The sequence below is a fragment of the Variovorax sp. Soil_C_39 genome, from assembly GCF_057656815.1.
Map to the genome: position 1 here is coordinate 303864 of NZ_JBDGJQ010000004.1, position 24481 is coordinate 328344.

A 24481-nucleotide genomic window follows, 5' to 3' on the forward strand; every position below is an offset into this window, starting at 1 on the left:
AAGCACGCCGCCGAGCAGGTCACCGCCGAGGAGGTCGCCGCCCAACAGGCCGCCGACGATGCCGTCTTCGCCGAGCACGCCGCCGAGCAGGTCGCCACCGAGCAGGCCGCCGACGATGCCGTCTTCGCCAAGCACGCCGCCGAGCAGGTCACCGCCGAGGAGGTCGCCGCCCAACAGGCCGCCGACGATGCCGTCTTCGCCGAGCACGCCGCCGAGCAGGTCACCACCAAGGAGGTCGCCACCGAGCAGGCCGCCGACGATGCCGTCTTCGCCGAGGATGCCGCCGAGCAGATCGCCACCAAGGAGGTCGCCACCGAGCAGGCCGCCTACCAGGCCGTCTTCGCCGAGGATGCCGCCGAGCAGGTCGCCACCCAGGAGGTCGCCACCGAGCAGGCCGCCGACGATGCCGTCTTCACCGAGCACGCCGCCCAGCAGGTCACCGCCGAGCAGGTCGCCACCCAATAGGCCACCACCCAGCAGACCACCGAGCAGGCCGTCTTCGCCGAGCACGCCGTCCAGCAGGTCGCCGCCGAGGAGGTCTCCGTTCAACAGACCACCGACCGGACCGTCGTTACCCAGCAGGCCGCCGGAGCCGAAGAGAATGCCGCCGGCACCGCCGTCGCCAAGCAGGCCACCAAGCAGGCCGTTGTCGCCGAGCACGCCATCGAGCACACCGCCAAGCAGGGCGTCTTCGCCGCCGAGCAGGCCACCCAGCGGGCTGTCGGCGAGCACGCCGCCCAGCACGCCGTCAGCGCCCAGCAGGTTGTCCACCACGCCGTCCTGGCCCAGCAGACCGCCGGTCAGGCCTTCGCTGCCGAGCAGGCCGGCAAGGGCGCCGTCGCCGCCGAGCAGGCCACCGACCAGGCCTTCGTCGCCCAGCAGGCCGCCGAGCGCACCGTCGTCGCCGAGCAGGGTGCCCAGCAGGCCCTCTTCGCCGAGCGGTCCGCCGAGCAGGCCGCCCAGCAGGCCGTCATCGCCGATCAGGCCACCCACGAGTCCGTCGTCGTTCATCACGCTGCCGAGCAGGCCGCCGACCACACCGTCTTCGGCGAGCAGGCCGCCGACCAGGCCCTCTTCGGCGAGCAGGCCACCCACGAGACCTTCTTCGCTGACCAGGCCGGCCACGAGGCTGTTGTCGCCGAGCAGGCCCTCGACCACGTTCTCGACCACGCCGCCGTCACCGACCAGGTCGTTGACGACGCCGTCCAAGCCGAGCGCTTCGGTGGCGCCGCTCAGGATGCCGTCGGTGCCCACGAGGTTGTCGAGGCCGTTCTGGAGCGCATCGGTCACGTAGTCGACCTGGCCGACCAGCGAATCGGTGGCGCCAGCGCCGAGCAGGCCGTCCAGCGCGGGGCTGATGGCTTCGCCGACGCTGTCGAGCACGGTCTCTGCCACGTCGTCCACCGGGTCGAACTGGTTCGGATTGTCGGGCGTGAATTCCTCACCCAGCACTGGGGCCAGGATGTTGTCGACCAGGTCGGTCGTTTCGTCGATGACGCCGGTAAGCGGATCGAGCGAGTCGCCCAGGCCGAGGCCGTCGCCGGTCGAGCCGATGATGCCGCCGAGGAGGTCGTCGCCCGGATTGAGGAGGGCGTCGCCGTCTGCGTCTGCATCAGCGTCGGCGTCGGCGTCGGCGTCGGCGTCTGCATCGGCGTCGGCATCTGCATCTGCGTCTGCGTCTGCATCTGCGTCTGCGTCTGCGTCTGCGTCTGCGTCTGCATCGGCATCAGCGTCCGCATCTGCATCAGCGTCCGCATCGGCATCGGCATCGGCATCGGCATCGGCATCTGCATCTGCATCCGCATCTGCATCAGCGTCCGCATCCGCATCCGCATCTGCATCTGCATCTGCATCTGCATCAGCGTCCGCATCTGCATCTGCATCAGCGTCCGCATCTGCATCAGCGTCCGCATCGGCATCCGCATCCGCATCGGCATCGGCATCTGCATCCGCATCCGCATCCGCATCTGCATCCGCATCCGCATCCGCATCGGCGTCCGCATCCGCATCGGCGTCCGCATCGGCATCTGCATCGGCATCGGCGTCGGCATCGGCATCTGCATCGGCATCGGCATCTGCATCTGCATCTGCATCTGCGTCGGCATCAGCATCAGCATCTGCGTCGGCGTCGGCGTCGGCGTCGGCGTCGGCGTCGGCATCGGCATCGGCATCGGCATCGGCATCGGCATCGGCATCGGCATCGGCATCGGCGTCGGCGTCAGCATCGGAATCAGCGTCCGCATCGGAATCAGCGTCCGCATCGGTGTCCTCACCTCCGCCCGGGGGAGGCGTACCACCGATGCCGGAGAAGAAAGGAACGAAGCCGCCGTCACTGCCGCCACCGCCGCCGCCCAGCGCAGCGCCAAGGCCGACGGCACCGAGTGCGCCGAGCGCGAACTCGCCAAGGCCGATGCCGCCAGCTGCGGGCACGGATTTCGTCACTGCGACTGCTGCAGCATCGGCGTCGCTGTCGGGCGGTGTCATCTGGAGATCGCCGGCCGCCACGTCGACATTGACCTGCTCGAGGCCGCCAGGCAGCTTGGTCGAGCCGATGGTGGCGTCGGTGCCGCCGGTGAGGACGCCGGCGAGCGGGGCCTTGTTGGAGGCCGAGCCGGGGAAGATCACATTGGCAGTGCCGTCCTGGGGCACGATGACGCGGTCGCCGGGAATCAGCGCTTGCGATCCGTTCACGGGCATCTGCACGCCGTCGCGGATCACCATGGTTCCTGGCGTGGCCTCGGTGATCGAGCCAATGCCGCGGGCTTCCGGCGCCATTCCGGCGACCACAGGCGCCACACCGCCGGACATGACGGGCGTCTGCCCGCTCTGTGCAATCACTACGGGAGCGACCTTGCTGTCGCTCGCCAGGGCAGAAGAAGAATTCGAATTGTCAGCAACAGCCATGAGGGCCTCCTCGGTGAATAGTCCGAACACAGGGGCAAGTTGCGTGCCGTGTTCAAAGACCCCCTCAAAAGGCCAAAAATGCGCAAAAGATCACGCTTTCAAGCGGTTTTGAGCCGGTTGCGTGGGTTGTCGTTACGTTACGAAGCAGGACGGAACGCCGTAACGTCCCCAGACAACAGGAGGGGGAAAACCCGAGGCCTCTGGCATTCGACCGCGTCAGACGAGTACTTTGGACGTCTGAAGAGGCGGTCGAAGAGGCGGTCGAAGAGGCGGTCGAAGAGGCGGTCGAAGAGGCGGTCGAAGAGGCGGTCGAAGAGGCGGCCGCCCGGCCGAAGATGGCAACGGGATCCGGCCAGTCCCGCTCAGTCGGCGGCGCTGCAGACCAGCTGAGGCCGTCGAGGTGGCGCGCCACGTCGTGCTGCGATCATGAGGCCGAGGCGTTCGGGAGCAGGGCGGCTCGACATCGGGGCGAGCGTCATCCCGGCCCGGCCGGCGAGTCGTCATCCTCGCGCAGCAGCGCCATCGCGTGGCTGTCCTCGTAGCGGCCGTCCACGCGGGTGGCGCGCCGCAGCAGTCCTTCGGTGGCGAAACCGAGCCGCTGGTACAGCGCCTTGGCACTCGCGTTGTCCGTGCGCACGCTCAGTTCGATGCGCGTGAGCCCGCGGGCCCAGGCGCCCGCGATCGCGGTCTTCAACAGCAGCTCGCCGATGCCACGCCGCCGGAACGATGGCAGCAGCCCGATGCCGAGCGTGCCGACGTGCGCGCGCGCCTCGCCGCGCACCGGCAGCACATCGCACCAGCCCACGACCTGCGCGTTCCAGAGCGCGACGAACATGCAGTCGCCACCGGCGATGACCGAGCGGTAGAACTCGAAGGCCGCCTCGCGCGGGGGTGCCTGCGTGAAGGCGAGGTATGTCTTCTCGCGCGCGACCGCGTCGAGTGCGGCGTGCAGGCCCCCGAAGTGGGCCTCGGCAACGGGCTCGATGGAAAGGCTCATGGCGATGCGCCCGAGGGTGCGCCCGCAGTCACCTCGAACACATCGCCGTTCGTCGGCGTCGCGTTCTCGTGGTAAATGTCGTAGAGATATTGCCCGAGCTCGCCGGCTGCGAGCTCGGGAGGAATCGCGAGCTCCATCGGCCGGCGCTTGCCTTCGGGGCTTACGAGCCAGGGCCGCCACGCGCCGCCGTCGCTGCTGCGTTCGACGCGGACCATCTGGCCGAAGACGTTGAACAGGTGGTGCATGGCGCTGCGCCTATGCCGTCTTGGGTTTCGTCGCGGTCTTGGCCTTGACCTTGGACGCGTTGTGCGCGGCCGCCGAACGGACCAACGCCTTGAATGCGACCGCATCCACCGACTCGCCTTCGCGGATGTCGATCGCGCGGCGCATGTTGCCGTCGAGGCTCGCGTTGAAAAGGCCGGCCGGATCGTCGAGCGACGCGCCCTTGGCGAAGGTCAGCTTGACCCAGGCCTTGTAGGTCTCGCCGGTGCACAGGATGCCGTGGTGCGACCACACGGGCGTGCCCATCCACTTCACTTCTTCCACCACCTCGGGCACGGCCTCGCGGATCAGTGCGCGCATGCGGCCGAGCGTCGCGCCGCGCCAGTCGCCGAGCTCGGCGATCTTGCGGTCGATCAGCGCCGAAGCGGCCGGCTCGCTGTCGGTGGAAGGACTGGCGGAAGGGACGGTGGTGTGGGGCTTGGCCATGCGCGTTCCTCGGGGTGGAGCATCGGTTCTCTCGAGATGCTAACTGCCCGCGATGCCGCGCCGCGCTCACAGGCTCACTCGGCGCGGATGCCGTTGCGCAGCACGCCGATCGCATCGACCTCGACCTCGACCACGTCTCCAGCCTTCATCCACACCGGCGGCGTGCGCTTGGCGCCCACGCCGCCCGGCGTGCCGGTGACGATCACATCACCCGGCGCCAGCGGCATGAAGGCCGAGATGTGCGCGATCTGGCGCGGGATGCTGTGGATCAGCTTGTCGGTGGTGGTGCGCTGCATCTCCTGGCCGTTGAGCCGCGTCACGAGCGTCATGACCTGCCCGTCGGCGATCTCGTCGCGCGTGACCAGCCATGGGCCGAAACCGCCGGTGCGCCAGAAGTTCTTGCCGGCGGTCCACTGCGGCGTGGCCGACTGCCAGTCGCGCAGGCTGCCGTCGTTGTAGCAGGCGTAGCCCGCGATGTGGTTCCAGGCATCGGCCTCGGCGATGCGGCGTCCGCCCTGGCCGATGACGACGGCGATCTCGCCTTCGTAATCGAGCTTCGACGATTCCGGCGGCAGCACGATGTCTTCGCCGTGCGCCACCTGCGACTCGGCCACGCGCAGGAAGAGGGTGGGCTTCTCGGTCACTTCGCGGCCGGTCTCGCGCACATGCTCACCGTAGTTGAGGCCGACGCAGACGATCTTGCCCGGGTTCGGGATCACGGGCAGCAGGCCGAGCGCGTTCAGCGGCAGCGTTTCGCGCGCACCGGCGACGGCCGCGGCCGCTTCGCCGAGCAGGTCTGCCGCGATCAGCGCCTTGAGATCGGCGGCGCGCGCGCCGAAGACCGCACGCAGGTCGACGACGCGGTCTTCGCCCGTCACCGCGCCGTAGCTGTCGGTGCCGTTGTATTGGTAGCTGATGAATTTCATGGTCTGTCCGTGAGGAAGGTTGGTGGGGAAGGTTGAAAGGAAGCACCTACGCCAGCCGACCTCCTATGCGCGACGCGCCTTCGGTGACGAGGTGGACCAGCTTTTCGAGATCGACGATGGCGAGGCGCGAGGTGTCGAAGACCAGCGAGATCGCCGCCCAGGCGCCCCCGTCGGCCTTGCGGATCGGCGCGGCGACGGCCGCGAGCTGTGGCTCGAGTTCGCCGATCGACACGTAGTGGCCGGCCTTGCGGATCGCCGCGTAGTGGCGGCGGAACTCGCTCCATTCGGCCGGCAGGCCGCTCTGCACCGCCTCGTCGTGGCGCGCATCGAACACCTTGCGCAATTGCGCCGGCGCGAAGGTAGCGAGCAGCACCTTGGGCGCACCGCCGCGAAAGAGCGGCCGCGGCCGCCCGCGGCCGTAGGCCAGCGTGGCGGGCACGCCGCCCATCTCGCGGTGCGTGTCGAGCACCTGCATGCCGAAGAGCCCGGAGGCGACGCAGTCGAAGCCCGTGGCCGCGACCAGTTCGCGCATCACCGGAACGCCTTCGCGCAGCACCGGGTCGGCCTTGCGGATGTAGTGGTCGAGCAGGATGATGCGCGGCCCCAGCGCGTAGTGCGAATCTTCCACGCGCTGCAGCAGCCCGGCCTCGAGCAGCAGCCGCACATAGCGGTAGCCCGTGGGTAGCGAGACGTCGAGCGTGGCCGCGATGTCCTCGGCCGTGCGCGTGAGATGCGTGTCGTCGAACAGGTCGAGCACGCCCAGCATCCGTCCCAGGCTGGACATGGATTTTTCCGGCACGCCAATTCCTCCAGGGTTTCATGGCGCGACGGGGAGGTATTGCGAAATGCGATCCAGATCGGCCCCCGTGCGCGCGACACCGACGATATATCGGTCGGGCCGCAGTATCACCGCATGGGCCGCATGGGCGTCGAGCCAATCGCCGATCGGCGCCTCGGGCCGATCGATCACGAGCGCACCGCTGCGCCGCCAGCGCTCGGCGGTCGCGGGTGCCGCGGCGGCGAGCGCGTCGGCGCGGCCGATGACGGCGCTGCGGCGTCCGAGCAGCTCGTCGAGCAGCCGGCCGTCGCCCAGGCGCGGCTGCGGAAACGGGCGGCCGGCGGGCGTGCCGGGCGCCGGCTCGAAGGCGCCGGCACCGAGCATCTGCGGCGGCAGCTCGAAGACCTCGGGCCGGCCGGCGCGAAACCGCGCATCGCGCTCGGCCGCGCGCACGGGATCGGTGGTCTGGATGATGTCGCCGAGCCGCACCGCCATCTCGATCAGCGCGCGCACATGCGGCGCGCGCTCCGACTCGTAGGTGTCGAGCAGCGAGGCCGGGGCCCGCTGCGCGAGCACGGCCTCGAGCTTCCAGCCCAGGTTGGCCGCATCGCGGAGGCCGGCGCACATGCCTTGGCCGAGGAAGGGCGGCGTCTGGTGGCAGGCGTCGCCCGCGAGCAGCAGCCGGCCCTGGCGCCAGCCCTGGGCGATGACCGAATGGAAGGTGTAGATGGCCGCGCGTTCCAGCCGCGCCTGCTCGGGCTGCAGCCAGGGCGCGACCAGCCGCCAGAGCGATGCGGGCTGCACCAGCGCCTCGCGGTCGTCGCCGGGCAGCACCATGATCTCCCAGCGGCGCCGGTTGCCGACCACGTTGCAATAGGTCATGGGGCGTGCCGGATCGCAGTACTGCACCGTGTGGCCGGGCAGGTCGACCGACTCGCGCAGCACCACGTCGAACACCAGCCACGGCTGGCGCAGCCCGAGGTCGACCATGGCGCTCTGCATGTGGCGGCGCACCGGCGAGCGCGCGCCGTCGCAGCCGACCGCATAGCGCGCCCGCACGCGCGACGTGCGCGCGCCCTCGTGCAGCAGGTCGCGCACCTCGAGCGTGACGCCGTCCGCGTCCTGCGAGATGCCGGCGAGCTCATGCCCGAGCCGCACCTCGACGTTGGCGAAGCGCTTGAGTCCTGTCCGCAGCACGGCCTCGAGCTCGGGCTGGTGGAAGTAGTAGTTGTTGGCGCCGCCGTGCGGCCCGAGCGCGGCGGTGCCGCCGCGGATCAGCATGGTCTCGCCCGCGGCATTGACGAAATGCATGCCCTGCTCGCCGGGCCGTGCGATGGCCAACGCCTCTTCGCGCAGCCCGGCGGCCTGCAGGATGCGCAGCACCTCGCCGTCGAAATGGATCGCGCGCGGCAGCGCGAAAACCTCGCGTTCCTTCTCGAGCACCAGCACCGAAAGCCCCGCGGCACCGAGCAGGTTCGCAAGCACCGCCCCGGTGGGGCCGAGCCCGACGATTGCCACGTCGTGGCAGCGCTGCGCGGGCTCAACCACGCTGCTGGTCCTGCGCCATGCGGCGCGCCACCTCGGCCTGCCATTGCGCGCGCGGCATGAAGTTTGGAAAGCGCTTGGCGATGGCTTCGGCGCGCGCCAGGATCTCAGCGTCGGGCAGCGAGAGGTCGACCGGCTCGCGCAGCGGCTGCTCGCAGTACCAGGGTGTGTCCATGAAGAGCTCGAGCCGGTTGCCCTCGGGATCGCGGCCGTAGAGCGAGACCGCGTTGCCGTGCGTGACCGGATGCATGTCGGTGCCGCCTTCGGCGATGAGCCGCTCGTGGAACCAGCGCAGCGCCGCGAGGTCGGGCACGCGGAACGAGATCTGGTTGACCACGTTGAAGCCGGCATCGGCGGGCCGGCCCGTGGCCAGCACCAGCTGGTGGTGCTCGCCGGGATCGCGGCTCAGGAACACCAGCTGCACCGCGCCCAGATCGCCCGCATCGGTCTGCGTGAAGCGCAGCGCCTGCTTGTAGAAGCGCGCCATCCGCGGCAGGTCGGTGACGTAGAGGCCGATGTGGCTGAACTGCAGGCCGGGGGTGCTGGTCGATGTCATTCGAATGTCTCCATGCGATAAGTAGTACGGCAATTCGCACTGCCGCATGGATAAATAATAGCGTGATTATCGTATTTTGACAATTAGAATGTTTGATTCCATCATCCGGCCCGTGCGCCCCGCACGCATTCCCATACGGAGACAAACCATGCAGCTTTCGATTAGGACCACAATGCCGGCCATGCGCTGGCTGGCAGGCGTCGCGCTTGCGGCGCTCGGCGCGACCGCGGCCGCGCAGGCCGACTACCCAGCCAAGCCGGTGCGCATCATTGCCCCCTTCCCGGCAGGCAGCGGGCCCGACGCCAACGCGCGCGAGATCGCGGCCGAACTCACGAAGCTCCTCGGCCAGAGCTTCTTCGTCGAGAACCGCCCCGGTGCCTCGAACATCATCGGCACCGAGGCCGCGGCCAAGGCGCCGGCCGACGGCTACTCGCTCTACATCGGCACCACCAGTTCGCTCTCTGTGGTGCCGCATCTCTATGCGAAGCTGCCATTCAATGCCGAGAAGGACTTCGCCCCCGTGAGCCTGCTCGGCGTGCTGAACACCGGGCTGATCGCCGCGCCGGGCGTCGAGGCTCGGGACGCGCGCGCGCTGATCGCCGCACTCAAGGCACGGCCCGATTCGGTGGCGGTCGCGACCGCGGGCATCGGCAGCTATTCGCACCTGTCGGCCGTGTGGTTCAACCGCGCCGCAGGCGTCAAGACGAATCTCGTGCCCTACAACAGCAACAGCCCCTACACCGACCTCCTGGCCGGGCAGGTGCAGCTCATGTTCGACGGCCTGCCCGCGGCCGCCGGCAATATCCACGCCGGCAAGCTCAAATTGCTGGCCATCACGGGCAAGGAACGGTCGGCGAGCTTTCCCAATGTGCCGACCTTCGCCGAGGCCGGCCTGCCCGACTACGCGCCGATCGCGTGGCAGGGCATCCTGGCGCCCGCAGGCACGCCGAAGCCGGTGCTCGACAAGCTCAGCGCCGCGATGCAGAAGGCCTGCCAGTCGCCCGAGCTCGCCCGCAAGTGGCGCGACTACGGCGGCGAACTGCGCTGCAACACGCCGGCCGAGTTCGCGGCCTTCATCACGGCCGACCGCGCGATGTGGGGCAAGGTGATCCGCGAAGCGGGGGTGAAGCTCGACGGGGAGCGCTGAAAAGCCGCGCGTTGCGGCATCATGCGTGCGTCGTTTTCATCTGATCTCGCCGCCCATGCGCCTTGCTGTCGCACTGTTGTCCGCCGCCTGCCTTTCGCTTGCACTGCCCGCATGCGCCCAGCCGCTCTCCGGTGCGGACCCGGAGTTAGTCCCGTTCGCCGATGCGCACGTGCACCTGAACGACCCGGACATGCAGCTGCAGCTGATGGCGCGCTGGGGCGCCACGAATGCGGTGGTGTTCTGGGGCGGCCGGAGCAGCAACGACACGGTGCTGGAAGCGGCGCGCCGCCATCCGGGCCGGCTGATCCCGTTCGCGTCGATCTCGCCCGAGCGCACGGCCTACCGGCCCGCCTGGGAGAGCGACGACCCGTCGCTGCTCGCGCAACTCGATGCCTTGCTCTCGTCGGGCGAGTTCAAGGGCATCGGCGAGATCTCGGCCGCGCACTTTCCGTCGGCCGGCTTCGCCGAGACCGACTTCAGCCCCACCGGCGCGATGATGACCGGCATCATGGCGCTCGCGCGCAAGCACAAGGTGCCGGTGATGGTGCACGTCGAGTCGACCCGCATGGCCGAACTGGGCGAGATGCTCGAGCGCTTTCGCGATGTCGACGTAATCTGGGCCCATGGCGGCTACACGCCGCTGTTCCTGGCGCGGCGCATGCTCGAGCGCCATCCCAACCTCCACTACGAGCTCAGCGCACGCACCTGGCCGCGGCATCCGCGCTCGCCCGATTACACGATCCTCCGGGATCACGAGAACGTGTGGCCCGAGTGGCTGCGGCTGATCGAGGACATGCCGCACCGCTTCATGGTCGGCACCGATGCGAGCCATCGCTCGGCCCCGCTGGAGGCGATGAAGTTCGCCAGTGTGCAGAACTTGCTGCGCCAGCTCGCGCCGGCCGCGCGTGAAGCGGTGGCGCGCGGCAACCTGCTTCGGCTGGTGGGCATGGCGCCCTGATCGTTCAGGCTGCGGGTCAGCCCGAGCCCTTCAATGCCGTGACCTCGATCTCGATCTTCATGCGCGGGTCCGCGAGCCCGGCCGAGATCATCATCGCGGCCGGGCGAACGCTGCCGAAGTACTTGCGCAGCACGGGCCAGCAGACCTCGAAGTCGGTGCCGTCGGGCAGCACGTAGGTCACGCGCACCACGTCGTCTATGGTCGCGCCGGCCTGCGCCAGCGCCGACACGATGTTCTTCAGGCACTGCTCGGCCTGCGCGACGACGCCCTCGGCGATGGTCATCGTCGCGTAGTCGAAGCCGGTGGTGCCCGAGACGAAGACCCAGTCGCCCGCCACCACGGCGCGCGAATAGCCGATCTGTTCCTCGAAGGTGGAGCCTGAGCTGATGCGTTGTCGCGCCATGGTTCTGTCGCCAGTCTGTGGGAAGGCTGGCGATGCTAAACCACGCGCGGCAGTTGCCGTGCCGCGTCTGCCGTCAGCGAAAAGCCGATCTCCGTCACGCCCGAGCACGACGATGCGCAGGTCTGTCCACCATGCATGCGCGCGATCGCCGCCACGATCGCGAGGCCCAACCCGTGGTGCTCGGACGATGCGGTGCGGGAGCGCTCGCCCCGATAGAACCGCTTGAAGAGCTGCGGCAGCAGTTCGGCCGGAATCGGCTCGCCGCGATTCGCAACCTTGATCCAGACACCGTCAGCATCCTCGTCGATCGTCACTGCGATGCTGGACCCCGGTATCGCGTAGCGGCTTGCGTTGCTCAACAGGTTCGACAGCGCCCGCCGCACCAAGCCTGCGTCGATGCCGACCTGTGCGTCGCCCCGGAGCTCGACCCACAGGCCCGAGGCCTCGAGCATCGCCTCGTGAAAGTCGAGCACCGTGCGCACCTGCTGCGCCAGGCTGACCGGCACCGAGCGCCGTGCGACGGCGCCGCGGTCCGCATGCGACAGGAAGAGCATATCGGCCACGATGGTGGACATGCGCCGCGCCTCTTCGAGCACGGACAGGAGCACCTCGTGCAGCTCCTCCGCCGAGCGTGGCCGCGCCAGTTCGACCTCGACCATGCCGGTCAGGTTCGCGAGCGGGGTGCGCAGTTCGTGCGCGACATCGGCATTGAAGGCTTCGAGCTGCTGGTAGGCCTGTTCGGCGCGATCGAGCACCGCGTTGAACTGGACCACCCAGGGCCTGATCTCCGAGGTGTAGGGCGCGGGGTCGATGCGACGCCCTGGAAATGCAGGGCCTGTGGCCGCGGTCTGTTGAACCAGCGTCTGCAGCGGCTTGAGGCCGCGGCGCACCAGCAGCGAGCCGGTCCAGGCGACCAGCAAGGCACCGAACACCACCGCGCCGACGAGTGTCCAGGCGAGGCGCGTCAGCAACCGCCGGTCTTCCTGAACGTCGATGGCGAGCTGCAGTTGCATGGTGCCGGCCTCGGAAGGGTGCCGTTGTCCCGTGCCGGGCATCCATTGCCAGAGCGCCGACGTGCGGCGCGGTTGAGAGGCGTAGATGACCGTGTCGCCTTGTCGAAGCACGAGGCTGATTTCGGAGTGGGTGGCGAAGAAGTCGTCGAGCTTGTGGCGCAAGCTGTCGCCGCCGGGGTTGTCGCGGGATTCCTGGATCAGGTGCCACACCAGCTCGGACTGGCGTTCGAACTCGCTCTCCTGCTTGACCTGGAAGCTCCAGGATGTCACCACGTAGATCGCGATGCACACCACGCTCAATCCCGCCAGTGTCTGGGCCGCGAACCAGCGCGACAGCGAGCGCTCGATCGAACGCGTGCTCACCGATCGGGACCCTGGCGGCTTTCGAGCACGTAGCCCATGCCGCGCACGGTGTGCAGGAGCTTTTCCCTGAACGGATCGTCGAGCTTGCTGCGCAAGCGGCGAATGGCCACTTCGACGATGTTGGTGTCGCTGTCGAAATTCATGTCCCACACCAGTTCCGCGAGCTGCGTGCGCGAGAGTACGTTGCCTTGCCGGCGCATCAATTGCGTCAGCAGCGCGAACTCCTTGGCCGTGAGGTCCAGGCGCTGGCCGCTGCGGTTGGCCTTGCGCGCCGCAATGTCGAGGGTCAGGTCCTTGAGGACGTAGGCGGAGACTTCCCGAAGCTGGCCACGCCGCAGCAGCGCCTGGATGCGGGCCAGCAGTTCCGAGAACGCGAACGGCTTGGCCAGGTAGTCGTCGGCACCGCTTTGCAGCCCGCGGACCCTGTCGGCCACCTCGTCGCGCGCCGTGAGCATCAGCACGGGCATGGCCTTGGACTTGCGCACGCCCTCCAGCACGGCAAAGCCGTCGATGCCCGGCAGCATCACATCGAGCACCAGCAGGTCGTACTCGCCATCGAGCGCAAGTGGACGTCCTTCGATGCCGGTGCGTGAGAGATCGACCACGAAGCCGCTTTCGGAGAGCCCTTTCTGCAGGTAGTCGCCGAGCTTCGGTTCGTCTTCGATGACCAGGATTCGCATGGCGGGGATGGTAGCCGCAGGCAGGGCAGGCGCAGATTACTTCTTTGTAATGCAAATGACGGGTGATCGACGGATGCGATTTCTAGAGTTGAGCCGTGCAAGTCGAAAGGCTCGCATCGCCGGTTTGTAAAAGGGCAGCCGGCGATCGCAGGAATGCGTCTCTTACTGACATCGACCGAAGGAAACTCCTCATGACGAACCGCCATACCCTCTCTCTCGCATTGGCCCTTGGCTTCGGCAGCATGGCCGCGGTGCCGCTCACGGCGTTCGCCGACGGGCCATCGCATTTCGCACCGACCGAAGCGGGCATCGTCTATCACCCAGCCGCCGCGGGCAAGCCGAAGACGAGCGCAGAGGCTGCTGCCGATCTGGCCGCCGCGCAAAAAAGCCCCCAATGGGCGGGCATGCTGCGCTGGGGCGTGCGTGCGACGCCAAAGGTTGGGCCCGCCAAGTCGCGGCAGGAAGTTGTAGCCGAGCTGGAGGCCGCGCGATCGCAACCCAACTGGGACACCTATTCGCGGCTCGGCCCGCGCTGAGACCCGCGAGCGGCCTCCGGCGCAAGCTTGTCTCTCAGGCCTCTTAGAATAGGCAGCATGCAAAGGGTCCGCCTCTTCGTTTTCTGGCTCGTCGCGCTCGCAGTGCCTTTCCAGGCCTATGCGGCGGCGGCCATGGCATTCTGCGAATCCGAGCATGGCAGCGTGGCGAGCGCGGCACCCGCTGCCTCGCACGACGCCCATGCGATGCACGCGTCCGCGGCAGACGATGCCGGGACAGGGTCCATCCATGCATCCGACGATGCCGCGCACAAGTGCGGAAACTGCGGCGCCTGCCAGGCGACCGCGCTCACCTGCACGCTGGAACTCGTCGTGTTCCAGGGTCTTCCCCGCGCCGACCTGACCGAGCCGCCCTCCGCGCTGGCCACGGTCGCGCCGCGCCTTCTCGACCGACCTCCTCGCGCCTGAAGCGTTGCTGATTCGCGCGCGCTCGCGGTCCGTTCGGACCACGGGCGAGCGCCTGCATCGCCTGCGTCATCCGCGCACGGCCGCTTTCGCGGGCCGCGCCGACGCATTCCGTTCCTGAACGCGCGAGGACCGACTCCATGTTCCATTCTTTGCCGGCCGCCTGGCTGGCCGTCTTTTCCGCCATGGCGGCGGCGTCCGCTGCCGTGGCACAGCCCGCTCCCGCAACCGCCATCCCGCGCTACCAGAGCGCATTCGAGGGCTACCAAGCCTTCGCCGACGAGAAGCCCATTCCCTGGAAGGAAGCCAACGACACGGTCCACCGCCGTGGCGGATGGCGCGCCTATGCCAGGGAAGCAGCCGAGCCGTCGTCCGAAGCGGGCGGCGCGGGCCAAACCGCGCCCCCCGATCCGCATGCGGATCACCATCGCCACGACCCCGCGCCGTCGAAGGAGAAGCAGCCATGAGTCGCATGCTGTTGTTGCCGCTGCGTCCCGTGGCGGCCGCGCTCGCGGTGCTCGCGCTGGCCGGCTGCGCCTCGGTCGGCATCGACGAGGCCCTGCAGGACACCAACACGCAGGCCGGCCAATTCACGCACGGCCAGCTCGAACTGGCGCGCACCCCCGCGCAGCGTGAGCGCCGTGCAGCGCTGGCCGAAGACCTGCTGTCCCGCCCGCTGTCGCAGAACGACGCCGTGCGGCTGGCGCTGGCCAACAGCCCCGCCGTGCAGGCGCTCGTCGCCGAGGGCTGGGCCGACATGGCCGCGGCCGACCAGGGCGGCCGGATCGCGAACCCGGTGTTCAGCTTCGAGCGCATGCGCATGGACAGCGAGCTCGAACTCGGGCGGCTGCTGTCCATCGGGCTCGTCGACCTGATCCTGCTGCCGCAGCGGCTGTCGATGGCACGCAGCCAGTCGGCCGCGGCCAGGGTGCAGCTCACCGGTGCGGTGGTCGACCAGGTCACGCAGGTGCGCCAGGCCTGGGTGCGCGCCGTGGCCGCACAGCAGCTGCTGCACTACGCGCGCCAGGTGAACAGCGCCGCAGAGGCCAGTGCGGAGCTCGCACGGCGCATGCAGCGCATCGGCAACTTCAGCAAGCTGCAGCGTGCGCGCCAACAGGTGTTCTATGCCGACGCGGCCACGCAGCTGGCCTCGGCGCAGCATGCCGCCACTGCCGCGCGCGAGGAACTGGTGCGCGTGCTCGGCCTCGACGACGCACAGGCCGCCAGGCTGGCGCTGCCCGAACGGCTGCCCGATCTGCCGAAGGCGCCGCGCGAAGCGGGCGAGGTGGCCGCCACTGCCACCGCGCAGCGGCTCGACGTGCAGCTGGCGAGCGCGCAGCTCGACGTGGCGGGCCGGTCGCAGGGCCTCAACCTGCTGTCGAGCTTCATCGACGTGGAGGTGGGCGGGCGGCGCGACACCGTGTTCGACAATGCCGACGGCCACCGCAGCACGCGGCGCGGCTTCGAGCTCGACATCCGGTTGCCGCTGTTCGACTGGGGCTCGGCGCAGCGCGATGCGCTCGATGCGCGCTCGCTGGCCGCGGCCCATCGCTACGACGCCGCCGTGCGCGGCGCTTCGTCGCAGCTGCGAGAGGGCTACTCGGCCTACCGCACCGCCTACGACATCGCGCGGCACTACCGCGACGAGATCGTGCCGCTGCGCCAGGCCATGGCCGACGAGAACGTGCTTCGCTACAACGGCATGCTGATCGGCGTGTTCGAGCTGCTCGCCGAGGCGCGTGACCAGATCGCGAGCGTGACCGGCGCCATCAACGCGCAGCAGCAGTTCTGGCTGGCCGATGCGGCGCTCGCCGCATCGCTGATCGGCAAACCCGGCGCCACGACGGCCATGGCCGCATCGGCGGGCACTGCCGCGCCTGCCGGCCCCGCCCACTGAACCATTCGAACGACCAATCCAATGACCAACAGACGCAATTTCCTCGCGGGTGCCATCGCCGCCGCGGGCGTGAGCAAGGTCGCCATGGCCGCCTTGCCTGAGCCCGTGCTGCAGACCCGCCCCGACACCATGCCGCCGCTCGTGCCGGCGACCGGCCGGCCCTACAACCCCGTGGTCACGCTCAACGGCTGGACGCTGCCATGGCGCATGAACAACGGCGTGAAGGAGTTCCATCTCGTCGCCGAGCCCGTGGTGCGCGAGATGGCGCCCGGCTTCAAGGCCAACCTCTGGGGCTACAACGGCCAGTCGCCCGGCCCGACCATCGAAGTCGTCGAAGGTGACCGCGTGCGCATCTTCGTGACCAACCGGTTGCCCGAGCACACCAGCGTGCATTGGCACGGCCAGCGCCTGCCCAACGGCATGGACGGCGTCTCGGGCCTGACCCAGCCGCCGATCCGGCCGGGCAAGACCTTCGTCTACGAGTTCGTCGCGCGCCGCCCCGGCACCTTCATGTACCACCCGCATGCCGACGAGATGACGCAGATGGCGATGGGCATGATGGGTTTCTGGGTCACGCACCCGAAGGGCGAGCATCCATTGATCGAGAAGGTCGATCGCGACTTCGTGTTCCTGCTCAACGCGTACGACGTGGAGCCCGGCAGCGCCACGCCCAAGATCATGACGATGCTGGACTTCAACCTCTGGTCGTGGAACAGCCGGATCTTTCCCGGCATCGACTCGCTCAACGTGCGGCTCAACGACAAGGTGCGCATCCGCATGGGCAACCTCACCATGACCAACCACCCGATGCACCTGCACGGGCACGAGTTCCTGGTGACCGGCACCGACGGCGGCCCCACGCCGCGCAGCACGCGCTTTCACGAGGTGACCACCGACGTGGCGGTCGGCCAGATGCGGCAGATCGAGTTCGTGGCCGACGAGGAGGGCGACTGGGCCTTCCATTGCCACAAGAGCCATCACACGATGAACGCGATGGGCCACGAGGTGCCCACGATGATCGGCCTTGACCACAAGGACGTGGCACGGCAGATCACGCGGCTCGTGCCCGACTACATGGTCATGGGCGAGCGCGGCATGGCCGACATGGCCGAGATGGAGATGCCGCTGCCCGACAACACCGCACCCATGATGGCCGGCCAGGGCCCGTTCGGCTCGGTCGAGATGGGCGGCATGTTCAGCGTCGTCAAGGTGCGCAAGGACCAGAAGCCCGGCGACTACGCGAACCCCGGGTGGTTCAAGCATCCCCAGGGCACCGTGGCCTATGAACTCGACGGCGCAGGCGCCGAGGCGCCGCCACCACCACTGCAACGGCACGGCGGCCACGCCGGCGCCGCCGCGATGCCCGCGCGGAACATGCCCGCATCCGACATCGAGGTGCAGGTGCGCAAGCCACGTGGCGGGCATGCGGGGCATTGATCCTTGTTTTCCTGTTTTTGACTACCCACTCCCGAAGGACACCATGAAACACATCCTGCGCAACACCACCATCTTGTTCGCCACCCTGGCGGCGACAGGCGCCATGGCCGCCGGCACCCACGCCGGCGGCCATGGGCACGACGCCGGCAACGCCATCGGCCGGCCCGGCGTGGCGGCCCGGGCCACGCGAACCGTCCATGTCGACATGACCGACAACATGCGCTTCTCGCCAGCCGACATCCGCGTGAAGAAGGGCGACACCGTGCGCTTCGTCGTCCGCAACGCCGGGCAGCTGAAGCATGAACTCGTGCTCGGCACCCAGAAGGACCTCGAGGCGCACTACGAGGCGATGAAGAAGAACCCCGAGATGGAACATGCCGAGCCGAACATGGTGACCCTGGCCGCCGGCAAGACCGGCGAGATCGTCTGGCGCTTCACCGAGGCCGGCAAGGTCGATTTCGGGTGCCTGCAGCCGGGGCACTACGACGCAGGCATGAAAGGGGCCGTGAATGTCGGCAAGGTGGCGGCAGCTGGTGCCGCAGCCAAGTGATCGATCAGATGAAGGAGCACAGAAGCATGATGAAGAATTTTTGGGGTGATTTCACCCGCAAGGCATTCGCCGCGTCGTTGTTGGTGATCGCCTCGGTGTCCGGTGCTGTTGCTGCCGAACTCGCCGACGGCGAGATCCGCAAAATCGACAAGGAGAACAGCAAACTCACGATCAAGCATGGCCCGCTCAAGAGCCTCGACATGCCGCCCATGACGATGGTGTTCGGCGTGAAGGACGCGGCGCTGCTCGAGAAGCTCCAGGTGGGCGACAAGGTGCGGTTCGATGCGGAAAAGGTGGAAGGGAAGATCGTTGTGACGCGGATCGAAGGCGCGCGCTGAGCCGTGTGCGGCTTCGCGCCTACACCGTCGGCACCGTCCCCCCGTCGATCAGGTGCTCCGAACCCGAGATCGAAGCCGCCCGCGGAGACACCAGGAAGGCAATCAGGTCCGCGACTTCCTGCGGCTTCGCAGGCCGCCCGAGCGGAATGCCGCCGAGCGATTGCATGATGATCTGCTTGCCGCCTTCGTAGTCGGTGCCGGCCTGCGTGGCCAGCCGCTGAGCCAGCGCGACGGACGCTTCGGTCTCGACCCACCCGGGCGACACGCGCAGCACGCGCACGCCTTTCGGGGTCACCTCTTTCGACAAGGCCTTGCTGTAGGTGGACAACGCCGCCTTCGCGGCCGCATAGGCGGTCGTTGATTCCGGCAGAGGCAGCAGGCGCTGGATCGAGCTGACGTGCACGATGACGCCGGCGCCTTGCGCCAGCATCGCAGGCAGCAATGCGCGGTCGAGCCGCACGGCTGGCATGAGGTTCTGGTTCAACGCGTCGAACCACTGCGCATCGTCCAGCGCAGCGAAGCCGCCGCCAGGCGCGCTGGAACCGCCGACCACATTGACGAGGATGTCGACGCCGCCCCAGCGCTCGCGCACTGCGCGTACAACCTCCGCCGCGCCTTCCGCTGTCGACAGGTCCGCGGCGAGATAGGTCACGCCCTCGGCCGGTTGCACGGGCGCAGCGCGGGCGGTGGCCATCACCTCCACACCGGCCGCGCGCAACACCTCGACGACAGCGGCGCCGACGCCTTTGGTGCCGCCCGTGACCAGCGCCCGCTGGCCTTTCAGCTGAAGGTCGAAGCTCATGCCGTGAGCTCCAGCGATGCGATCAGGGTTTCGGAATTCAGTCGATCGGCCTCGAAGTAGGCGGCGATCGGTTCGGGAAGGATCAGGGTGCTCATGGTGACGACTCCTTGGTGGTGAAGCCCTCAGGATGCGCGCTCGGGATAGATTAGTGAATCTCCTAGAATCTTCAGGAGCTATGTAGAGGACGATACAGAATGCGCGGATCCGATTTCGCCGAGCTCAAGGCCTTTGCCGCGGTGGTGGAACGCGCGAGCTTTGCGCGTGCCGCCGAGCACCTGGGTCTCTCGCCTTCGGCGCTGAGCCAGACCATTCGCCAGCTCGAAGCGCGGCTGGGCACGCGGCTGCTGAACCGCACCACCCGCAGCGTGGCGCCCACTGCCACCGGCGCGCGGTTGCATGCGCGCATCGCGCCGCTGTTCCGCGACATGGCCGAGGCGGTGGACGAAGCCAGCGCAGCGGCTGGGCAGACGCGCGGCACGCTGCGCATCAACACGCTCGCCATGGCCGCGTCGCAGGTCATCGCGCCGCGGCTCGCCCGGTTCCATCGCGCGCACCCCGAAGTGGCGCTCGACATCGTGGTCGACGACGGGCTGAGCGACATCGTTGCCGGCCGGTTCGATGCCGGCATCCGCGTGGGCGCGCGGCTGGAAAAAGACATGATCGCCGTGCGCCTCACGCCGGACGTGAAGATGGTCGCCGTGGCTTCGCCCGACTATCTGCAGCGTCGCGGCACACCGCGCGCGCCGGCCGACCTGCAACGCCACGCCTGCATCAACTGGCGGCTGCAGGTCGACGGCAGCGCCTACCGCTGGGAGTTCGGGAAGAAAGGCAAGCGCATCGAGGTGGCGGTGGACGGCCCCCTGGTCACCAACCATTCGGACCTCGGCGTGGCCGCAGCGCTGCAGGGCCTGGGCATCGTGTACGCGTTCGACCGCGGGCGCGTCGATGAACATCTCGCCGAGGGGCGGCTGGTGCAGGTGCTCGCGGACTGGTCGATAGTGCGGCCGGGCCTGTTTCTGTATCACCCCAGCCGGCGCCACTTTCCGGCCGCATTGCGCGCGTTCATCGATTGCATGCTGGACAAGGACCTGCCGGGAGGCGCGCAATCACCTTGATCTCGAAGTCGAACCCATAGAGCCAGGTCACGCCCACGCCCGTGAGCGTCGGGTGCGGCGCTTCGCCCCAATGGTCGGCAGCGGCCTTCCAGATGGTCTCGAACTTCGAGGCGGGATCGACGATGAAGATCGTCACATCGACCACGTCGGCGAAGCTGGCGCCGGCGGCCGTGAGGATCGCATTGAGATTGTCGAACGCCAGGCGAACCTGCGCGGCGAGATCGGGCTCGGGCGAGCCGTCGGGGCGGCTGCCTACCTGGCCGGAGACGAACAGAAAGCCATTGGAGCGGATCGCGGGCGAGTAGCGGTTGCGCTCGTAGAGCGCCTGGCGGCCGGCGGGAAAGACAACGTCGCGTGTGGATGACATGGAACAGCCTTCGTGAAAAGGTTGGGAGTAGGTTGAAAGTGCGATGGGGTCGACCTTACGCAGGTGGCGCCGCGAGATAAACAGGCAGGTCGCACAATGATTGTTTGCTTGCAGCAAACAATCGTTCGGAGGCATGAACATGGACAGATTCGACACACTGCGGGCCTTTGCCCGCGTGGTGGAGGCCGGCAGCTTCACCAAGGCGGCGCAGACGCTTCACATGAGCAAGACCACGGTGACGCAGCAGGTGCAGCAGCTCGAGGCGCGACTGCGCGTGAAGCTGCTGAACCGCACGACGCGGCAGGTCAAGGTCACGGCCGATGGCGCCGCCTACTACGAGCGTGTGGTGCGGCTGCTCGCCGACCTCGACGATGCCGACACCAGCCTGTCGGGCGCCTCGGCGTCGCCGAGCGGGCGCCTGCGCGTGGACGTGCCGAGCCCGTTCGCGCGGATGGTGCTGGCGCCCGCACTGCCGGACTTCCATGCGCGCCATCCCGAGATCGAGCTTCAGCTCGGCGCGAGCGACCGCATGGTGGATGTAATCGGCGATAACGTCGACTGCGTGGTGCGCGGCGGCGAACTGAGCGATTCGTCGCTGGTGGCGCGACGCATCGGCGCGCTCGCACTCGGCGTCTATGCGGCGCCGGCCTACCTGAGGCTCGCAGGCCGGCCCGCGCATCCGAGCGAGCTCGAAGGCACGCACCACCGCATCGTCGGCTACCTGAGCACGCGCAGCGGCAAGGTTGCGTCCCTCGCGCTTCGGCGCGGCGACGAGCACGTCGAAGTGAGGTGCCGGCATGCTGTCGCGGTGGACGACGGCAACGCCTACCTGGCGGTCGGTGTCGCAGGCATGGGCATTCTCTGGCTGCCGCACTACATGGCCGCGCCCCATGCGGCTGTCGGCGAACTGCTGCCGCTGTTCGAGGACTGGCGCATCGAGCCGATGCCGATGTACGTCGTGTACCCGCCGAACCGGCACGTCGGCGCGAAGCTGCGCGCATTCATCGATTGGGTGGGCGAGCTGATGGCCCGGCAGCCTGCTGCCATGCGGTCTGGTGGTGCACTGCTGGCCAGCCTGGCATGACCCTGACCCTGCAAGACAGACCTGCGCATCGGGTGGGACCAGGCCTTCGCCGACCGGGATGGTGACGGCGCAAGCGCGCTCCAAGCTCCTACAGGACACAGCGCTGCGAACTGACCTGGGGATTTTCGTGGTCGCCTAAGTTGGCCTCAGTCGGGCAAACGGTCCGGCGGAATCTTCCCTCAACCATCCGGCCCGTCCGGACTCTCCAGGAGACTCGTCATGAATCGCTCTACCCATCTGATCGCAGCCCTCGCACTCGGCGCCGCAGCAGGCGTCGCCTTCGCTCAAGGCACCCCGCCGACCACTGCTTCGCCCAACCCCGCCACCGGGGCGGGGCAGCAAAGCCAGACCGGCACGCCCATGGGCACCACCGGCGTGCTGACACAGAACAACAACAGCGGTAGCGCCGGCGGCACGTCGTCGGGCACCACCATGTCGCAGGGCAGCGGCACGACCGGCGGCACCGGCACGATGAACAGCGGCGGCGGCACCAACATGGCCCAGGCCGATCCGATGCGCCCGGCCCGTGCGGACCGCAACTAAGGCCGCTATTTCAGCTTTGCCGCAGATGAACACCATCGCGATGCCGATCGCCAGCCGGCGCCGAATGGCAGTGCGCCACCTGGCACCGCTGCTGCTGGCCTTCGCAGCTGCGGCGGCTGTTGCGGGCGGGCGGGTCCCGCCTGTGCCGGCTGCACCGCTCACACCCGATGCCGAACGCATGGCGAAGGCAGCGGTCGCGGCACGCGACAACGGCGGCAAGGCCTTCGCCATCGTCGACAAGAAGGCCGCGAGCGTGTTCGTCTTCGACCCTGCGGGCAGGCTGATCGGCGCCTCGCCGGTGCTGCTCGGCCTCGCGCGCGGTGATGAATCGGTGCCCGGCATCGGCGAAAGGCCGATGGCGCAGGTCCGCCCCCATGAACGCACCACCCCCGCCGGCCGCTTCGCGTCGGAACCGGGGCGCAACACGCACGGCGAAGACATCGTGTGGGTCGACTACGACGCCGCCGTGTCGATGCACCGCGTGCGCACCACCAATGCGGCCGACCGGCGGCTCGAACGCCTGGCATCGCGCACCGTCGCCGACAACCGCATTTCGTACGGGTGCATCAACGTGCCCGCAGCGTTCTACGATGCCTACGTGAAGCCTGCGCTCGGCACGCGGCGTGGCGTGGTCTATGTGCTGCCGGATTCGTCGCCGGTGGCAAGCCGCTTCGATTTTCTGAAGCCGGTCGGGCAGGCACGCGCGCCTGCGGCCGCGCAGCAGCCCGCGCTGTAGCGGCCGCCAGGCTGCCTTCAACACAATGCGGGGCCTGATCATCGTGCTGTCGGCAGCACGAGGTCAGCCCTGCGCCCGCGCTTGCGCGTTTGGCCTACGCGAATGTCCGCTGGCCGCCGTAGGCTCGTCCGGCAGCGGTAGGCGACGCTTGAGGCGACTGCAACATCACCGTCCAACAGAGACAGAAAGGTTTCCCCATGAGCGTCGACACGAAAGCCAAGTCCCTCGAGGGCCCGACCGCCGAAGAGCTCACGCCGCTGGAAATCTCCCAGGCCATGCTCGGAGGCGAGGAGGACCCCAACACCGCGCGGCCCCTGACCCCGCTCGAAAGCGCCGCCACCGGCTCCCAGCAACCGGGCCGGGACGGCGAGCGATCGCGCCTTTCGCGCGCCTTGCACAGCCCCGCCGTGTGGGGCGGCGCGGCGGTCGCGGGCATCGGGCTCGCGGTCGCGCTGCTGTATGCGCGGCGCACGCCGGCGGGCGGGCGGGCGATGGCGAGGCTCAAGGAACTGAAGGGGCAGCTGCCCTCGAAGTCGGCACTGCGCCGGCACAGGAAATCGCTCGAGAAGGCACTGGAGAAGCCGCTGTCTTTCCGAGCCTGAGCCCTTCGCCCTAGGGCGCGAGGATCAGCACCAGCGTCTGGCTCGGCACGATGCGCGCGCCCATCGCGTTGGTGCTGTTCTGCAGCGTCGTGCTGGTGAGCCGCGTCGCGGGCATGCCGTGGAACAGCACGGTGTTCGCGCCCGTCGTGTGGCGGCTCGGGCCCATCACCGTGCCGGAGGCCACGCCCAGCAGCACGCCGGCGTTGTCGCCGTTGGTCATCGGGATGGTGGTGGCGAGGTTGTGCACCGGGCCGCCCATGATGAGCACGGTCGGGCAGTTGGGGATGGCCATGGGCCCCATCGCGATGTTGGGATAGGGCACCGGAATCGGCGATGGCGCGGCCGGCGTCATGCAGACGTCGGGAAACGCCATGTCGGTGCCCATCAACTGGCAGTTGGCAAACATGGGCGCTCTCAGCCGAAATGGATCTGGCCGCCGCGCGCCTTGACCAGCTTCTCGCCGTCGATCAGCGTGTGCTCGGCGCTCATGCGCAGCACGTGCGTCGCCTCCTGCTCGAAGTGGTCCGCATGCACGCGGTCCAGGCCTTCGGTGCGGCGCAGGTGGCTGCGGCTGAAGTGGCTGACCCGCTCGAACACGGTCTGCAGTGCTTCGCCCACCAGCTGTACCTGCCGGCCGAAGAACTTCATGCGTTCTCCGACGAAGCGCGTCTCGTCGGCAGTGAACGCCACGTTCTCGGCGCTGACCGCAAACGCCGCGCTCCGGACGTCCACTGCGTTGCTCGTCACCGTCAGATCGCCCTCCACCTCGAGGCGGACCGGGCCATCGCAGTGCCAGGTCTGCGGCGTGTCCGCCGCGCGTTCGAGCACGGCGGTGATCCATTGCTCGCCATCCGCGCCGCGCAGGCCAGCGACGGTGTCGCCGGCCTCGGGCTTCAGAAGGCAACTGGCGGCGCGGCGCGCTGCACGGCGCGCGCCGTCTTCCGCCACCGTCCATTGGTGGCCATACACGCCGACGACCACGCCCACGAACGTGGCGGCGGTCTCCTTCTGGCGCGCGGCCGAGGAGGGACTTTCGAGGGTCAGTGAATTCAGCATCGCAGGGTTCCGTCTTT

29 protein-coding genes are annotated in these 24481 nt (G+C 68.6%); 14 read left to right on the top strand and 15 right to left on the bottom strand.

All coding sequences use genetic code 11. The features are described from left to right. The 8 genes from AC3A6J_RS12915 to AC3A6J_RS12950 form a co-directional block, all read right to left on the bottom strand. The coding region (locus tag AC3A6J_RS12915; protein WP_487860342.1) for a hypothetical protein at positions 1 to 2904 on the bottom strand (2904 nt) is incomplete at its 3' end. A 475-nt stretch (positions 2905 to 3379) separates the two neighbouring features. Then, positions 3380 to 3901, bottom strand: a complete 522-nt coding sequence (locus tag AC3A6J_RS12920; RefSeq protein ID WP_487860343.1) for an N-acetyltransferase family protein — start codon at positions 3899 to 3901, stop codon at positions 3380 to 3382. After that, positions 3898 to 4146, bottom strand: coding sequence for a DUF7661 family protein (locus tag AC3A6J_RS12925; RefSeq protein ID WP_487860344.1), 249 nt, complete (start codon positions 4144 to 4146; stop codon positions 3898 to 3900). The genes AC3A6J_RS12920 and AC3A6J_RS12925 overlap by 4 nt, the downstream gene beginning before the upstream one ends. 10 nt (positions 4147 to 4156) lie before the next feature. Next, entirely contained in the window at positions 4157 to 4609 is a 453-nt protein-coding gene (locus AC3A6J_RS12930) for a DUF1801 domain-containing protein (protein ID WP_487860345.1), read from the bottom strand. A 74-nt stretch (positions 4610 to 4683) separates the two neighbouring features. Beyond that, positions 4684 to 5535, bottom strand: a complete 852-nt coding sequence (locus AC3A6J_RS12935) for a fumarylacetoacetate hydrolase family protein (protein ID WP_487860346.1) — start codon at positions 5533 to 5535, stop codon at positions 4684 to 4686. Positions 5536 to 5581: 46 nt separating this feature from the next. Then, positions 5582 to 6319 (bottom strand): IclR family transcriptional regulator, encoded by a 738-nt coding sequence (locus AC3A6J_RS12940; protein ID WP_487860347.1) that lies wholly within the window; start codon positions 6317 to 6319, stop codon positions 5582 to 5584. A 33-nt stretch (positions 6320 to 6352) separates the two neighbouring features. Next, entirely contained in the window at positions 6353 to 7861 is a 1509-nt protein-coding gene (gene mhpA, locus AC3A6J_RS12945; protein ID WP_487860348.1) for a bifunctional 3-(3-hydroxy-phenyl)propionate/3-hydroxycinnamic acid hydroxylase MhpA, read from the bottom strand. Further along, a complete protein-coding gene (locus AC3A6J_RS12950; protein ID WP_487860349.1) occupies positions 7854 to 8414 on the bottom strand; it encodes a VOC family protein in 561 nt (186 codons plus the stop codon). The genes mhpA and AC3A6J_RS12950 overlap by 8 nt, the downstream gene beginning before the upstream one ends. Positions 8415 to 8562: 148 nt before the next feature. Between AC3A6J_RS12950 and AC3A6J_RS12955 the strand changes: the two genes are divergently transcribed. Together AC3A6J_RS12955 and AC3A6J_RS12960 are read left to right on the top strand one after the other, a co-directional pair. After that, positions 8563 to 9561: a Bug family tripartite tricarboxylate transporter substrate binding protein gene (locus AC3A6J_RS12955; protein ID WP_487860350.1), complete on the top strand. Its 999-nt coding sequence runs from the start codon at positions 8563 to 8565 to the stop codon at positions 9559 to 9561. Between the two features lie 55 nt (positions 9562 to 9616). After that, complete coding sequence (locus AC3A6J_RS12960) at positions 9617 to 10519, top strand: amidohydrolase family protein (RefSeq protein ID WP_487860351.1); 903 nt, start codon at positions 9617 to 9619, stop codon at positions 10517 to 10519. 16 nt (positions 10520 to 10535) lie between these two features. Here the strand turns inward: AC3A6J_RS12960 and AC3A6J_RS12965 are convergent, their stop codons facing one another. From AC3A6J_RS12965 to AC3A6J_RS12975, 3 genes are read right to left on the bottom strand one after another with little or no spacing between them, the layout of a single operon-like run. After that, on the bottom strand, positions 10536 to 10922 hold the full coding sequence (locus AC3A6J_RS12965; protein WP_487860352.1) for a RidA family protein: 387 nt from the start codon (positions 10920 to 10922) through the stop codon (positions 10536 to 10538). 35 nt (positions 10923 to 10957) lie between these two features. Continuing rightward, entirely contained in the window at positions 10958 to 12298 is a 1341-nt protein-coding gene (locus AC3A6J_RS12970) for a heavy metal sensor histidine kinase (protein WP_487860353.1), read from the bottom strand. Then, positions 12295 to 12978 carry a heavy metal response regulator transcription factor gene (locus AC3A6J_RS12975; RefSeq protein ID WP_487860354.1) on the bottom strand — a complete coding sequence of 228 codons (684 nt, stop codon included), beginning with the start codon at positions 12976 to 12978 and terminating at the stop codon, positions 12295 to 12297. The genes AC3A6J_RS12970 and AC3A6J_RS12975 overlap by 4 nt, the downstream gene beginning before the upstream one ends. A 191-nt stretch (positions 12979 to 13169) precedes the next feature. On the opposite strand from AC3A6J_RS12975, the gene AC3A6J_RS12980 reads away from it, so the two are divergent. The 7 genes from AC3A6J_RS12980 to AC3A6J_RS13010 all read left to right on the top strand — a co-directional run bounded on the left by AC3A6J_RS12980 (position 13170) and on the right by AC3A6J_RS13010 (position 18159). Next, positions 13170 to 13514, top strand: a complete 345-nt coding sequence (locus tag AC3A6J_RS12980; RefSeq protein ID WP_487860355.1) for a hypothetical protein — start codon at positions 13170 to 13172, stop codon at positions 13512 to 13514. Positions 13515 to 13571: 57 nt separating this feature from the next. Continuing rightward, positions 13572 to 13940: a hypothetical protein gene (locus AC3A6J_RS12985; RefSeq protein ID WP_487860356.1), complete on the top strand. Its 369-nt coding sequence runs from the start codon at positions 13572 to 13574 to the stop codon at positions 13938 to 13940. A 137-nt stretch (positions 13941 to 14077) separates the two neighbouring features. Next, positions 14078 to 14404: a hypothetical protein gene (locus AC3A6J_RS12990; protein WP_487860357.1), complete on the top strand. Its 327-nt coding sequence runs from the start codon at positions 14078 to 14080 to the stop codon at positions 14402 to 14404. After that, entirely contained in the window at positions 14401 to 15834 is a 1434-nt protein-coding gene (locus AC3A6J_RS12995; RefSeq protein WP_487860358.1) for a TolC family protein, read from the top strand. Before AC3A6J_RS12990 ends, AC3A6J_RS12995 begins: the two co-directional genes overlap by 4 nt. A 21-nt stretch (positions 15835 to 15855) precedes the next feature. Beyond that, positions 15856 to 17271, top strand: coding sequence for a multicopper oxidase family protein (locus AC3A6J_RS13000; RefSeq protein ID WP_487860359.1), 1416 nt, complete (start codon positions 15856 to 15858; stop codon positions 17269 to 17271). Between the two features lie 43 nt (positions 17272 to 17314). Next, positions 17315 to 17821: a cupredoxin domain-containing protein gene (locus tag AC3A6J_RS13005; protein ID WP_487860360.1), complete on the top strand. Its 507-nt coding sequence runs from the start codon at positions 17315 to 17317 to the stop codon at positions 17819 to 17821. A gap of 29 nt (positions 17822 to 17850) precedes the next feature. After that, entirely contained in the window at positions 17851 to 18159 is a 309-nt protein-coding gene (locus AC3A6J_RS13010; RefSeq protein WP_487860606.1) for a copper-binding protein, read from the top strand. A gap of 19 nt (positions 18160 to 18178) precedes the next feature. Here the strand turns inward: AC3A6J_RS13010 and AC3A6J_RS13015 are convergent, their stop codons facing one another. After that, positions 18179 to 18961 (bottom strand): SDR family oxidoreductase, encoded by a 783-nt coding sequence (locus AC3A6J_RS13015; RefSeq protein ID WP_487860361.1) that lies wholly within the window; start codon positions 18959 to 18961, stop codon positions 18179 to 18181. A gap of 194 nt (positions 18962 to 19155) precedes the next feature. On the opposite strand from AC3A6J_RS13015, the gene AC3A6J_RS13020 reads away from it, so the two are divergent. Then, positions 19156 to 20076, top strand: a complete 921-nt coding sequence (locus AC3A6J_RS13020; protein WP_487860362.1) for a LysR family transcriptional regulator — start codon at positions 19156 to 19158, stop codon at positions 20074 to 20076. Here the strand turns inward: AC3A6J_RS13020 and AC3A6J_RS13025 are convergent. Next, positions 20024 to 20443 carry a RidA family protein gene (locus tag AC3A6J_RS13025; protein ID WP_487860363.1) on the bottom strand — a complete coding sequence of 140 codons (420 nt, stop codon included), beginning with the start codon at positions 20441 to 20443 and terminating at the stop codon, positions 20024 to 20026. The genes AC3A6J_RS13020 and AC3A6J_RS13025 overlap by 53 nt on opposite strands. A gap of 139 nt (positions 20444 to 20582) precedes the next feature. On the opposite strand from AC3A6J_RS13025, the gene AC3A6J_RS13030 reads away from it, so the two are divergent. The 4 genes from AC3A6J_RS13030 (at position 20583) to AC3A6J_RS13045 (ending at position 23408) form a co-directional block, all read left to right on the top strand. Then, entirely contained in the window at positions 20583 to 21527 is a 945-nt protein-coding gene (locus AC3A6J_RS13030) for a LysR family transcriptional regulator (RefSeq protein ID WP_487860364.1), read from the top strand. 219 nt (positions 21528 to 21746) lie between these two features. Continuing rightward, complete coding sequence (locus AC3A6J_RS13035; protein WP_487860365.1) at positions 21747 to 22070, top strand: proteophosphoglycan ppg4; 324 nt, start codon at positions 21747 to 21749, stop codon at positions 22068 to 22070. Between the two features lie 25 nt (positions 22071 to 22095). Beyond that, positions 22096 to 22806, top strand: coding sequence for a L,D-transpeptidase (locus tag AC3A6J_RS13040; protein WP_487860366.1), 711 nt, complete (start codon positions 22096 to 22098; stop codon positions 22804 to 22806). A 197-nt stretch (positions 22807 to 23003) separates the two neighbouring features. After that, positions 23004 to 23408, top strand: coding sequence for a hypothetical protein (locus AC3A6J_RS13045; protein ID WP_487860367.1), 405 nt, complete (start codon positions 23004 to 23006; stop codon positions 23406 to 23408). A gap of 10 nt (positions 23409 to 23418) precedes the next feature. Here the strand turns inward: AC3A6J_RS13045 and AC3A6J_RS13050 are convergent, their stop codons facing one another. Both AC3A6J_RS13050 and AC3A6J_RS13055 read right to left on the bottom strand, forming a co-directional pair. Beyond that, positions 23419 to 23814, bottom strand: a complete 396-nt coding sequence (locus tag AC3A6J_RS13050) for a DUF4150 domain-containing protein (RefSeq protein ID WP_487860368.1) — start codon at positions 23812 to 23814, stop codon at positions 23419 to 23421. A gap of 8 nt (positions 23815 to 23822) precedes the next feature. Continuing rightward, a complete protein-coding gene (locus AC3A6J_RS13055) occupies positions 23823 to 24464 on the bottom strand; it encodes a DUF3540 domain-containing protein (protein ID WP_487860369.1) in 642 nt (213 codons plus the stop codon). Positions 24465 to 24481: the final 17 nt, after the last annotated feature.